This window comes from Elusimicrobiota bacterium (assembly GCA_016788905.1).
In the GTDB taxonomy this organism is placed as follows: Bacteria; Elusimicrobiota; Elusimicrobia; order FEN-1173; family FEN-1173; genus JADKHR01.
Window position 1 is genome coordinate 52628 of sequence record JAEURZ010000010.1, and the last position, 14463, is coordinate 67090.

General features: G+C 54.8%; 6 protein-coding genes. All 6 read right to left on the reverse strand.

Features of this window, described 5'->3' with window-relative positions:
* Nucleotides 1-13 precede the first annotated feature (13 nt).
* The 6 genes from JNK54_05845 to JNK54_05870 all read right to left on the reverse strand — a co-directional run bounded on the left by JNK54_05845 (nt 14) and on the right by JNK54_05870 (nt 14454).
* Nucleotides 14-1366 (reverse strand): PorV/PorQ family protein, encoded by a 1353-nt coding sequence (locus tag JNK54_05845; GenBank protein MBL8023789.1) that lies wholly within the window; start codon nt 1364-1366, stop codon nt 14-16.
* A gap of 110 nt (nt 1367-1476) precedes the next feature.
* Nucleotides 1477-7410: an Ig-like domain-containing protein gene (locus tag JNK54_05850; GenBank protein ID MBL8023790.1), complete on the reverse strand. Its 5934-nt coding sequence runs from the start codon at nt 7408-7410 to the stop codon at nt 1477-1479.
* The gene (locus tag JNK54_05855; protein ID MBL8023791.1) at nt 7407-8126 is read right to left on the reverse strand and encodes a hypothetical protein; all 720 of its coding nucleotides are present in this window, start codon (nt 8124-8126) and stop codon (nt 7407-7409) included. The genes JNK54_05850 and JNK54_05855 overlap by 4 nt, the downstream gene beginning before the upstream one ends.
* A gap of 268 nt (nt 8127-8394) precedes the next feature.
* A complete protein-coding gene (locus tag JNK54_05860) occupies nt 8395-10668 on the reverse strand; it encodes a heavy metal translocating P-type ATPase (protein MBL8023792.1) in 2274 nt (757 codons plus the stop codon).
* A 67-nt stretch (nt 10669-10735) separates the two neighbouring features.
* On the reverse strand, nt 10736-11128 hold the full coding sequence (locus tag JNK54_05865) for a heavy-metal-associated domain-containing protein (protein MBL8023793.1): 393 nt from the start codon (nt 11126-11128) through the stop codon (nt 10736-10738).
* A 29-nt stretch (nt 11129-11157) separates the two neighbouring features.
* Nucleotides 11158-14454 carry an efflux RND transporter permease subunit gene (locus JNK54_05870; GenBank protein ID MBL8023794.1) on the reverse strand — a complete coding sequence of 1099 codons (3297 nt, stop codon included), beginning with the start codon at nt 14452-14454 and terminating at the stop codon, nt 11158-11160.
* Between the last annotated feature and the right edge of the window lie 9 nt (nt 14455-14463).

Here is a 14463-nt window from a genome sequence, read left to right on the forward strand (position 1 = left end):
TGTCCCTCGATCCTTAATTTGGCGTTACCGTGCCGGCACTGTCCAAGGTTGGAACAGGTTCCGGGGTCGGCACCGGGGGTGTGATAGGGGCAAACTGGGGCGCGGGATCCGCGCCTTCCAGCCCGCCCGGAACCCGCATGCGCAACTCAACCTCCGGAACGATATTGGTCTTATAGTCCAGCCGGAACTTGCCCCGCTCTTCCCACACCTTACCTGATTTGTATTCAATCGCAAATCGGTAACGGTAGAGGCCACGCTTCACCGGCCGACCGTTTTCGTCAGTCATGTCCCACAAAAGGGCCGATCCGGGATGATAGTGTTCCGACATACTTCGCACCACTTTCCCCTCCTCATCACTGACCATCAATGTCCAGTGGGCAATCTTCAACTTGGGCACATCCACCGCAAATCGGACTTCGTTTCGGAGCCCTTCTATATATATCGAATCCGAATTAGGCGCAAGGCCAACGGGCGTAATTTTCGCCCGATAAATGTTGCCCCAACGGAACGTGAGAGACACTTGGTTCGTCGCCCCCAACGCTTCCTGATTGACAAAAGCATAGTCAAAACGGAGGTTTCGCAGAGTGACGCCCATCCCCACGGTCACGTCCTTATTTTGGTCCCACCCGGTCCGAAGGCTCAAGAGGGGGACAGGATTGTATTCGAGACCGGACACGAAATAGACGCTTTGTTGTTCCGTTTTGTTCGCGTCGAAGGAAAGGATAAAGAGGTCCCGCGGTGCCCGGTAAGCCAACCCCAGCCGCGTGTGAGCCCGGAATTCATCCGCGTCGTTTCCGACAGTGATCGACGGTTTGTTCAGGTTATTAAAGGTCGCCCCCGCGCTGATCCCGTTCCACGGGCGGGAATAGGCGGAGAGGTCTACCCCCATGGCGCTCCCTGAATCAGAAAGAATATTTTGCTGAAGGAATCGTAACCGCGCGCCTAAAGACCAGAGATCCATAAAGGAGCGTCCGTAGGAGAGGGAGACCGCGTTATGGGAAACATCCCCATTTCCTCCGGTCCTAAAATTAAGTTCGTCTCTCCTTTGAAATCCATCGGAACGGAGCGACAAAGCCGAAAGACCCAAGGTTCCCAACCGGGTTCCCATGGGCGCCCCAAAACCCATGTAATAGAGGTTCGACCCCATTCCGAACGGGGCGTACATGGTTTGAAATTGATATTCGTCCAAATAGGCCAAGGCGGCCGGATTCCAATAATCGGCCGACACATCGTCCGCCACTGCCGTAAACGCCCCCCCCATCCCCAAGGACCGCGCCCCCGCCCCATACCGCAAATAATCCCCCGCCTCTCCAAAACTCGTGTCCGCCCCACCCGAAAGAGGAAGTGCCCAAATAACCAACCCCATAAGTATTGCACGCCCCCAAGGACCAAGGGATTTCTTAAATAAGGGATTTCCCTCTCCCGCCTGCGGGAGAGGGGGAGGGAGAGGGGATTTTTGAAATTGTCTTAGGCTTCTCATTTGCTCACCGCAATTTTCCGTTTTAACGTCTGTCCATTCGTCGCTTCCAAAATCGCCACATACCCACCGTTCCCCACCACCACCCCATCCGCGTTCTTCCCATCCCAAGAAACCCGGTTCAGACCAGAAGAGCCGCCCACTTCTCCCTGAGAGTAACTTTTCTCCCGCACCCGATGCCCCATCATGTCGTAGATGACCAGGCGAACCCCCGCGTCCGATGTGAGATTGTATTCCAAGAAGGTCAGATCCCTCCCCGCGCGGAAGGGATTGGGGTAGTTCACCAATCCCTCTTCCAGGGTCGTCACGGCGGAGACAAAAAAGGTCTTACTGGTTTTCACCGTTTCTTGATGGGCCAATCCCGACTGGGTTTCCCCAAAATATTCGATGGTGTACAACCCCTCAGTAGTGATTCCGGCCAAGGGCCCAAACGTCACTAAACCAGAGGGCAGGGTCGTAAAGGGTCCAAAACTGGTGACGAGTTCGCCCCCATTAACGGAATAGCTCACACTCGTCAACGTGGTCCCCGGCTCCACCGCGATATCCATGTAAATCGGGTCCCCCGGTTTAAGGGCATACCCTTTCCCCTCTTCCACCCCAAGCCCACCGACACGAAGACTGGTTGTGGGCGGTCCCAGCAAGCGAAACGATTGGGATAGAGACTTTGACCCCGACGTGGCCAGAAAGGTCCCCAACCCGGACTTCTGTCCGCTTGTGGCAAAAACGGTTGGAGCTTGACCAAATACGTTGGACACTCCGGAAGCGGTGGAGAGGGTCCCCAACGACGCGTTGGAGAGAGCAAACCCCACGGTCTGATTGGGAATCGGGTTCGAAAAAGCATCAAGAAGGGTCACCATCACCGTCTGGCTACTCCCCGCCTCAAGAGTAGCAGGAAGGTCGGTGGTCATGGCCGCCAACGGACCCGACAAAAAGTTCATGGCGGAACTGGAAGACGTTCGAACACCGTCCGTCACACTGAAAAAGAACACCCCCGACTGAGAAAACGCCTGTTGAAAAGTGACCGCGCCCCCGCTCACCGTTTGAGCCGTCACCTGAAGAGTTCCCGTCACAGGAATCGCCGCGGGACTTACGGCAGCAATCGTCACGGCTTGGTTCCAATTTTTAGCAGTGGTCAAGGTATCCACATCCTGCGGCGTGATGGTCATGGAAAAAGTGTCCGGCGGCCCCACCCGACTCTCCACCGGGGTCGTCGCCACATATTCCACATTTCGAGGAATAAAGTGAATGGAAGAACTGAATCCCTGCCATCCGTCCTCATCATAAAACCGAAAGATAACATCCTCGGCGACCCGATAACCTAAAGTTAAGTTCAGGACACCGCCAGGATCCATCCGCACCATGTTCGGTTCGTTGGGATCAGGAATGGTCGGGCTCACAATCACCACATTGCTGATGGGCAACGGTTGAAAAGAAGGCGTGAGAGCCACCACGTAAACCTTCCCAGTGTATCCTGAAACCACCGTCCCCGTTGTGGAGTTAACGTACCGCCTCAAAGTAAGGTCCACATCAAAATCCCTGGGAGGACCACTGTAAAAATCGGCCCCAAAATTGGACGTCACCGTAGGGACATAGGCCCGCCCCGTTACAGGGATCACGACGGACTGAGGGAATAGGCTAGAACTGGAAGTGTCCGTGGCCGTCACGGTCACTTGGGGAGGAGTCGCCAAGGTTAAACCCGAAAACAAAGCCTGTCCGTTGGCAAACCCTTGAAGAGACACCGTGGTGAGGGACCCATCCGAAGCGGACAACCGAACGGCGGGAGTGTTCGGTGTGTTCACAGCGGACACCACATTCCAATACCGGTCCACCGCATTCACGGTCAAGGCAAAGGATTCGTTGGCCGCCTGAGGGAGCAGACCGGAAGAATCTTTACCTGTTAAGGAAGGTCTGCCGGGAACAGAGACCTCCCCTGGGGCTAAAATCTGAACCTTCACGTATGCCCCGGGCAAAATATCCATGTCTTTGAGACCCGAAATCGAAGAAAATCCAGCCACCGTTCCCGACGCACGCACAACGATATGTTCCGCTTTGGTGTAGCTGAAGTTAAACGACGCTTCCCCCAGGGAAAACGTGGCCGCAGAAACGGGCGAACTCCCGACCGCAGGAAGGCCCCCCGACTCAACCCACAAATTGAAAGTGTGCTGATAACTCGAACTCCGAATGGGGTAGGCGTCTTGAACTGTGTCATAGAGCCCCACCGCAACAGGAAACGTATCGTCCGTTGTTTTTGTCGCGGGCAGAGTGATCACGTATTTTAATCCGTTAGGAACCACCGTGATATTGCCCGAATTAGATAACCGGTTAAAACTGTCGGTCACACGGATTTTAATGGTTTCCACGTGGCTGTAACTTTGTTGAAACGTAACAGACCCATTACTCAAGGTGGCCGCCGCGACACCGATGGGAACCGTGGCGGCTGTCCCCGACGACAAGAACGCCTGCATAAAGACGGAATTGTTCGCCCCCACCATGGGTAAGCCGGTGTTGGGATCAATCAGATCCACCGTCATTGAAAAGAGCGCCCCCACCGTTGCCGTGGAAGGAACGGTCACCACATACGTTGCACCCGGCGTTACCGGGACATCGGAATAGGACGTCTTCGAAATATCGGATTGGTCGGTGCCTGTAACGCGAACGGTCGATGGGTTGGGTAGGTTTCCCTTCAAAAACACGTTGGAGACGGTGGTGGATCCACTGTTCACGGCAATATTGGAGAGAGCAATGGCCCCATCGTTGGACGTCAACGAGATGTTGTTTCCGGAATAGGTCGTATCCCGATTGTAATACCGATCACACGCAAAAACAGCGTAGGACATCGATGTATTGGCTTGCACGGACGAGATCGCCCCAGTGTTTTTTCCCGGCGCTGAAGGAGAGCCTGGGAGAAGGGTTTCCCCGGGAGCCAATAACACCAATCGCCCCGTGCTCGCCGCGTAAGACCCCACGGAAATGGTGGCGTTGGAAGAATCGTTGAACCCGTTGGCCGTCACGGAGGCCACGAGAACGGAAGACCCAGCTGTATACACCTGGACGAACCCTACCCCTTGCCCCTGAGCCAGGGTCACCTGGGCTGGCGAACCCAAATTAGAAAAAACGTTTGCGGTTGGAACGGACAGGTCCGCCACCGCGGCCCGATCCACTTTGTTCCCATAACTGTCCACCGCCGTCACGGTCACCGCAAAGGAATTCCCCGCAAGGATCGTGGCGGCCGATCCCGTTTTGTAGGGAGCCCCCAAACCGGGTTGACGAACTTCCCCCGACAGGGTGACGACCACATCCGACCAGGTCGATAATTCTTTCACACTAAAAAAAGCGCTAAATCCCTCACGCATGGTCGGTGAAGTAACAAAGGCCCGCACTTGAAGGTTATCGGCCCCATTGCCCAGAGACTGCCCCGCGTAAGTGATGGTAATGGGTTGGTCCGGAACCACCCCCCCCGTTACGGGGTGAGCCACAAAATTCACACTGGAGGGAGAAATCGTTCCCCCATAGGAGAGGGGGGACCCATTTTCCCAAAGCTCTAATTGAACGGCTCCACTAAAGTTAGTGGCCACGTTGCCCAGGCTGTCAAACGCCTTAAATGTTAAATTAAAAGGAACCCCAGCCGTTTGAATCGGGATGCTATCGGCGACGATAGAACCCGAATTGGGTGTAACCAAAAATCGCGTCACATTTCCCGGGGTGACTTCAATGGTTTGGTTCACACTTTTCGGGGCGGGGCTCGTGTCCACCACCCGCAGGATATTCGCCCCCAGCGTCCCCAACCCTAATTGGTTGGAAAAAGTCCCGCTGGTCATGGGAAACGGGTTCGCGAAGGGAAAAGTGACCACTCCGCCAGAGGGGGAGGTCAAAGAAAAGGTTAAGGAAGGCCAAAGACTCCCAGCCAGGGGGGGGTTAATAATGGGATTGAAATAGGAGTCCGTGAGGTAAACCCCAACAGGGAAATTGACGTTGACCACCTGAGTGGTGGGCAAGCCCGTTTTTCCATCCGGTTCTATCCCGGTTTGAATGCCTGAAGCCAAGGTCTCCCCGGGGGAAACGAAAACGACTTGAGTGTAGGCCCCGGGGTTCACCGTCAGAAGGTTGCTCCGGCCTGTGAGACCCGACATGCGGGCCACCAAGCGACCATTCCCCGCGGGATACGCCGTACGAAGAAGGACGTTGGTCACATTGGCAAAGGCCCCCGAGGCCGGCATATTGGGTGTGCCACCGTTCAGATCCACGTAACCCGGCACCCCCGCATCACTTTCCAAACTGAGGACCACGGGGCCAACGGTCCATCCTCCCGTCACGTTGTCGATGACGTTCCACCCTTGATCCACCACAAAAACCTGGGCTGCAATAGAAGTCCCCGCCGGCTGGGTGGTGGGTACCGCGGGAGCGTTACCGGGGTACTGACCCGGGGTGAACGCTTGTCCCGGCAACACCACATGCAAACTAATCACACTTCCATAAATAATTTGGAAGGGAGCGGACTCGCCAAACCGACCGACCCCATCATCAAATTTAATACACACGGGATTAGCTCGGGGAAAGGCCACCACGGCCCCGTTGAAGAGCCCGGAAGCGAACGCCACCGTGGATTGGGCTCCCACCGTCACAGGATCCCCATCAAGAGTCCCGGGCAACAGATTGGTGCCAGAACAGTTGGTTAACGCAATGGAGACGGCACCGTTGTAGGACGTCACCGTGTTCGCCGCCGGGGTCCCATCCACCACCCGGGCAGACACCAAGAACGATTGTCCGGGAACCTGAGGGCTAGGCACGGCCGACACTTCAATCAAATTCGCGGCACCGCTATTCACCAACACACTGGTCACACTATTTTTCCCTGGATCCGCAAAATCATAGACACGAACCTGATGCGTTTGATTGGCAATGTAAAAAACAAATTCTCCATTTGCCACCACATTGTTTCCCGTGTTAATAATTTTGAGGCCTGGCACGGAATCGTTGGGCGGACGGGGTGCGTTTGGATAACTCAACGACTCGAAAGCCAGGGTCACGGCGGAGGGAGGGGTGATAATGGGGTTGTTGAATTGGTCAACTAAAAAAACCGTCACGTTGGGAACCGCCAAGTTTGCGGTGGCCGCGTTGGCAGATCCACTTTTCCCGCTGGGAATCAATATTTTCCCCGGTGTCAAGGTTTCTCCCGGGAAGAGCATGGTCACATGGTCATAGGCCCCGGGATTGATGTTGACATCAACAAAACCAGACGCCAACCCCAAACTGAAGTAATTTATTGTGGCGGTCACAAAAATCCGGTTGGTCCGCGTATTGGGATCGGTTCCACGCAACATCACGTTCACCACCGCTTCCCCGTTCACGAAATCACCACCACTCACGATGTTGCTTGCGCCGTTCACCACCACATCCCCAGTGGAAGCCGAAACGATAATATTGTCGTTGAACCCGGTAACCACGGCTCCCCCCCCGTTTAATCCGTCCTTGGCCCGGACCGTCATTTGGAACTGAACCCCCGCTGTCCCCGTAAAACCAGAGGGAGGTACGATTTCAAAACTTTTGACAGTGTTTTGGAGATTAAAATTCTTTTGGGATGTCACGGGCGAGGCCGCAAAAGATTCCGTGACAATGATGGGGGTATTTCCTGGGCTCACGGCGTTGCCCGCGAAAAGCCCCCAGGTGGCTACGGAGGACCAATCCACCCCCCCCGGAGGATCCGCCAAGGGACTTTCTGAAAGACCCGTGGGAAGCGTGATATACACATTGTGAGGAGTAAAATCGGGGGCGGCTCCGGAATAGGGGGTCACCGTGAACGTCACATCGGGATCCCCTTTCATAACATTGGTGGGGATATTAATTAGGTAGGAATCATAGGCTAAAACAGATGCCGCTATTCCAACAATTCCTACGGCGAGGGAAAAGCCTTTCCGGAACCTTTGGAAAATCATTGTGCCTTCGCTCCAACGGTCAATTCAACAATCCCCGTCGCCTTTTCCCGCTGGCCTGGGTAAAGCCGTGCGGCCGACACTTTCAATTGATTTAATCGACCGGGAGGATCCGCCTCGCTAAAGAGGACCTCGGCCAAGGCCACCCCATCGTTAAATAGGTCTCCCGACAGGAAAGGCTCCTGGACGGATCCAAAAAGCGCCACCAATTCCACCGGGCTTTTGTAAGACCGAACGATGGCCCCCGCCGAATCCATGGCCACAATCTGAAAAGGGAAGGGGACCCCCACCTGGGGGGCGGTCATTCCCGCGGGAGTCATCTGGAAGTGGTCCACCCTGTTTTCAATAATAAAAAACCCAGTCCCCCGAACGTCAGGGTCCCCAACCTTCTGAACACGACAAACAATACGTGTTGGGGAGAGAGTGGAATCCAGGGAAACTCGGAATCGCGTAGCCCCAGTGGCAAAGAGGGGGGAAGAGGCCCCTGACAGGGACTCAATTCGAACCCCGCTGGGCAACCCCAGGAAAGAAATGGCGTGAGGGGAAAGATCCACTTCCCCTTCTGACAACGGGGTCACGGTGACAAAGATTTCCGAGTCCCCCACCATAACAAACCGTGGAACATCCAAAACATACCGATCCACCGCTAAGCCTTTGCCCACCAGGCCAAGGAAAAGGGATAGACAGAGGATCCCATTCTGAAAAAAGGATTTATTCATGGGAAAGGTCACACCCACCTTCATGCACCACTATGGCCAAACCAAAGTTGATCGAGCGTCCAAGCTGTCGATAAGAATTCAATTACGCCCTCCACCGGCAAAGTGTGTGAAATTCCGCAACTGTAGCAAGCCTAACCCCTGAATCACTGTTTTGCAAGGTTTTTTTAGGAAATATTTTAGGGTTTAGGTTTAGGGGACGTAGTTTAGGGGATGTTGCTTATAGTGTGTACAGATGGATTCCCCTCTGATGGGGATCCTGTTCAAAAATTTAAAGTTTAATTTTCCTCAACCTCAGGGCATTGGTGATGACGGAGACGGAGCTAAAACTCATGGCCGCGGCCGCGATCATGGGGGACAACATCCAACCAAAGAATGGATAGAGAATCCCCGCCGCAAGGGGCACTCCCAAAACATTGTAAAAAAATGCGAAGAATAGATTCTGCCGTATGTTCCGCATCACCGACTGAGAAAGAGAGCGCGCCTTCGCCAATCCGCGTAAATCGCCTTTCACCAACGTCACCCCGGCCGATTCCATGGCCACGTCCGTTCCGGTCCCCATGGCCACTCCCACGTGGGCCAAAGCCAAGGCGGGGGCGTCATTCACACCGTCTCCCGCCATGGCCACGATCGCCCCTTCGCCTTTCAATTCTTTAATAATTTCCGCTTTCTCCTCGGGCAAAACACCCGCTCGGACGTCGTCGATCCCCAATTCCTTTGCCACGGCTTGGGCCGTGATCTCGTTATCGCCCGTGGCTAGAATGACCCTCACCCTCATCCCACGAAGAAGGACCAGGGCTTCGGCCGTTGATGCTTTGATCGGGTCGGCCACCCCGATCATTCCCACCAACGCCTTTCTTTCCGAGAGGAACATGACGGTTTGACCCTTTCCACGGAGAGGTTGAACCTGATCCCTCCACCTCTCAAGGGAAACACCCTGACTGTCCATCAAGGCCTCGTTTCCCAGGGATACCTCAATACCATCCACTTTTCCCCGCACCCCTTTCCCCGTGAGGGAAGAAAAATCTTTCACCCCCACAGGGGACAATCCCTTTCCCTTAGACGCTTTCAGAATCGCCGCCGCCAAGGGATGTTCACTCCCCACCTCCAGCCCCGCCGCCAAGGAAAGGAGTGAGTCCTCATTCCGTCCCTCCATCGGGAGGAGGGAGACCACGCGGGGTTTCCCTTCCGTTAACGTTCCTGTTTTGTCCACCACCACCACATTCACTTTCTCCAACAGTTCAAGGGCTTCCGCGCTCCGAATCAAAACCCCATCCAGGGCGCCCCGGCCGACACCCACCATGATGGACATGGGCGTGGCCAATCCCAAGGCACAGGGGCAAGCAATAATTAATACCGCCACCGCCGAGATCAACGCGTAAGCCAGCCGAGGTTCAGGTCCGAAAAGTGACCAAACTACAAAGGAAATCAAAGCCACCCCGACCACGCTGGGCACAAAGACAGCGGACACTTTATCCGCCAGCCCTTGAATGGGAGCGCGCGTCCGTTGGGCGTCGGACACCCTCTTGACAATGCGGGACAGTAACGTCTCCGCACCCACTTTTTCGGCGCGTACCACCAGCCCACCCGTTCCGTTCACGGTGCCCCCCGTAACCGGATCCCCCGGTCCCTTCTCGATGGGAATAGGCTCCCCTGAAATCATGGACTCATCCACAGAACTTCGTCCCTCTTCCACGACCCCATCCACCGGAACACTCTCCCCCGGCCTCACCCGAAGCCGGTCCCCTTTCTGCACCGACGCCAGGGACACATCTTCTTCCCGCCCGTCTGACCCAATTCGTCGGGCTGTTCGGGGAGACAGATTCATTAATTTCTTAATGGCATCGGACGTTCGATCTCGAGCCCTCAATTCCATGACCTGTCCCAGAAGCACCAAGGTCACGATCACCGCGGCGGCTTCGAAGTAGAGTCCCACACGCCCGGCCTCGTCCCGAAACACCGCTGGGAACACATTCGGGAATAATGTCGCCACCATACTGTAGAGGTAAGCCACCCCCGTTCCCAAGCCAATGAGCGTAAACATGTTGGGGCTCCGTCGAACGAGGGACGCCCATCCCCGGACAAAAAACGGACCGCCCCCCCAAAGGACAACCGGGGTGGCCAAAAGGAATTGAGCCCACCCCGTCAACCCACCGTGCCGCCCGACCACTGCACCCGACATTTCCAGGAGAAAGAGCGGCAAGGAAAGCCCTGCGCTCCACCAAAACCGGCGCGTCATGTCCTCCAATTCCCGGTTTGGTTTTTCCGCGACGGAAATGGTTTTGGGTTCCAGGGCCATCCCACATTTGGGACAGATCCCAGGCCCCACCTGGACAACCTCGGGGTCCATGGGACAGGTGTATTCCCCGTCCCGATGATCCTCCGGAACGATCGCCTTATTCCCCTTCCCTCCGCTGTAGGGCTCGGGATCGGAGAGGAATTTCTCCCGGCATTTCGGATTGCAAAAACCGAATTGTTTTCCGTTCCACTCCGTCGCAATCGTGGGCGGTTCAAGAACCGTCATTCCACAAACGGGATCGATCATGACGCTTTCCCCCTTATCGCCCAACAAGGTCCAATCCAAAATACCGCGACGGGAAACATCGCGTTCCTTATTTGGACCCTTTTTTAATTTTTTTTATGTCGGTCAATTTGTAATCGGCCCCCATCCCCATCTGATCGGCAGAAACCTTTAACGCCTCTTGCAGTTGGGCCACCTGAACTTCTTTGTTCACCAATACCGCAAAGCGAACCGTTCCCTCCTTCGGGTCCACCTGGGCCGCTCCGATCCCCGGAACCTGGCGCATTGTCTTTTCGATCGTCGGGCCACATCCGCCGCACGTGATCGCCCCGATTTTAGCCGTGTAATAACCCGGGGAGAGGGTTGGGACACCCGGCAAAACGGGGTCATTCCCATGGGCGGGGTGGGTTTGGGATGATCCCGCCCACAACGTACCCACCATCATTCCCACGGTCAGAACTATACTTACTTTTTTTGTCCACATAGGTTCAATCCTCCTCTTGTTTTTTAAAATCATGCCCCGTGCCCCCGTGTTTCTGAGCGGGCCAATTTCGACACATCCACCGTGCCGTGTTTCATTTCATAGCGCCACTTCCAAATGGAATAGAGCGGGGGATAAACCAAAAGTTCCAGGATGAAACTGGTCACGAGTCCACCAATCATAGGCGCGGCCACACGTTTCATCATATCCGCCCCTGTCCCCGCCGACCACATGATGGGGACCAATCCCATCATGGAAGCCATCACGGTCATGGCTTTGGGCCGGATCCGTTTCACCGCCCCATGAAGGATCGCCTCTTCCAAATCTTTATAGGTTTTCATGGCCCCCTTTTTCACCGCGTCCGCGTAGGACAGGTCCAGAAAGAGGAGCATGAAGACCCCCATTTCCGCGTCCAAACCCATCAACGCGATCATACCGACCCAAACGGCGATGGACACGTTGTATCCCAAAATCCAGAGATACCAGACGGCGCCCACCAGGGAAAAGGGGACCGCCAACATCACCAGACCGGCTTTCACCGTGGATTGGGTGTTGATGAACAGCAAAAGGAAAATCAAGAACACCGTGACGGGGATGACCACTTTCAACCGTTCCCGCACCCGCAACATGTTTTCATACTGCCCGCTCCAAACCAAGGAATACCCCGTGGGAAGGTTCAACTTTTCGCGCACCACTTTTTTGGCTTCCTCCACATACCCCCCCACATCCCGGCCCGCCAAGTCCACATAGACATAACCGGAAAGCATTCCATTTTCATCACGGATCATCCCCGGTCCCGAAACCAATTCGATATCCGCCAACTGGGCCAAGGGGACCTGGGCCCCGTCCATCAGGGGAACCAAAACACGTTTCAGATCGCTCAAACGATCTCGGAGTTCCCGGGCGTAACGCACGTTAACGGAATACCGCTCCCGCCCTTCCACCGTGGTGGTCACGTTCTCCCCACCAATGGCCGTCAAGATCACCTGATTGGCCTCGTCAATGGAAATCCCGTAACGGGCCAACTGTTCCCGTTTCAGCTTAAAATCCAGAAAATATCCACCCGCGGTCCTTTCCGCGAAAATGCTTCGCGTCCCCGGAAGATCCTTAAGAATCCCCTCAATGTGAACACCAATTTTCTCTATCTCTTTGACATCCCCGCCAAAGATTTTAATGCCGATAGGTGTCCGGACCCCGGTGGTTAACATGTCGATTCGTCCCTTAATCGGCATGGTCCACGCGTTGGTCACTCCCGGAAACCGCATGGCACGGTCCATATCATCGATCAATTCTTCTTTGCTCAGTCGGTCGGGCCAAACGTGCCGAAAGGGCGTCTTCAGAAATTCAGGGAAATCGGAATACCAGCGCTCTTTGGCGCGCCATTGATTCATTGGTTTCAGCATGACCGTTGTTTCCATCATGGAGAAGGGCGCGGGGTCCGTGGAGGTTTCCGCTCGACCCGCCTTGCCAAAAACACGTTCCACTTCAGGAAAACTTTTAAGGATTTTGTCCTGAGCCTGCAAAAGTTTTTGCGCTTCCGTCACAGAGATCCCAGGCAGGGTGGTGGGCATATAAAGGAGCGTTTCTTCAAAGAGAGGCGGCATAAACTCCGACCCTAATTTCAAATAGACCGGAACCGTGCTCAACATCAAAAGGGCCGCCCCCCCGATCGTCACGGCCCGATGCCGAAGAACCCACCGACACACAGGTTCGTAGATTTTAAAGAGGACCCGGCTGATGGGGTGCTTTTCTTCCCGATAATACCGTCCCACAGTGATGGCGTTCCATACGTTCGATATCCACCGGGGTTTGAAATGGGAATAATCCATTCGCGTGAACATCATCCGGAGGGCCGGGTCCAAAGTGATGGCCAATACAGCGGCAATTCCCATGGCCAGGTTCTTGGTATACGCCAACGGTTTAAAAAGTCTTCCCTCCTGATCCACCAAGGTGAAGACCGGCAAGAAGGCAATGGCAATCACCAACAGGGAAAAGAAAACAGAAGGCCCCACCTCTTTAAGAGCGTTTAAGCGCACCTCATGATAGTCGCCAATCCTTCCCCCGGAAATCCATTCTTCCAAACGTTTGTAGGCGTTTTCCACCTCCACAATGGCCCCGTCCACCAATACCCCAATCGAAATAGCGATCCCCGCCAAGGACATGATGTTCGTGGTCAGTCCCATGAAATACATGGGGATAAAAGCCAAGACAACAGAGATGGGGATGGTCAGGATGGGAATAATTGCCGAAGGAATATGCCACAGAAAGAGAAGGATCACCAAACTCACGATGATCATTTCAAGGGTTAATTCTTCTTTCAACGTTTGAATCGCCCGGAGGATGAGATCCGATCGATCGTAAGTGATCACCACCTCAACACCCTTCGGCAAAGAAGGGTTCACTTCTTCTAATTTGGCTTTCACGCGTTTAATAACGTTCAGAGCGTTCTCCCCATAACGCATGACCACGATCCCGCCCACCGTGTCCCCTTCCCCATCCAGGTCCGATACCCCGCGTCGCATTTCCGGCCCGACTTCAACCCGGGCAATCTGTTTGATCAAAACGGGTGTGCCATTCCGGTCACGACCCACCACAATTTGTTCAAGATCTTCCTTGTTTTTGGCGTATCCCCGTCCGCGCACCATATACTCGGTACCAGAAAACTCCACCACGCGCCCCCCCACGTCGTTGTTCCCCGAACGAACGGCATCCACCACTTTCATGAGCGGAACGTTGTAGGCCTGAAGCGCGTTCGGATCCACGTTCACTTGATACTGTTTCTGAAACCCGCCGATCGAAGCCACTTCCGCCACACCAGGGACCGCTTGCAGCCAATAGCGCAAATACCAATCCTGGAAACTTCGAAGTTCGGCCAGATCGTTTTGACCGGTCTTGTCCACCAACGCGTATTGAAACACCCACCCCACGCCCGTGGCGTCCGGCCCTAACTCGGTTTTGACTCCCTCGGGGAGACCTGACGTGATTTTGGAGAGATATTCCAAAACCCGACTTCGTGCCCAATAAACATCCGTCCCATCTTCAAAGATGACGTAAACATAAGAATAGCCGAAATCGGAGAACCCCCGTACCGACTTGACTTTCGGCGCTCCCAAGAGCGCGGTCACAATGGGGTAAGTCACCTGGTCTTCCAGGATATCAGGACTTCTGTCCCACCGAGAATAAACAATGACTTGGGTGTCCGACAGGTCTGGGATGGCATCCAGGGGAACATTCTTCATGGCATACGTGGCCCCAAGAACCCCCACCAAGGTGAAGATTAAAACCAAATATTTATTTCGTGCCGAAAATTCAATGATTTTTTCAATCATGGGAGGGCC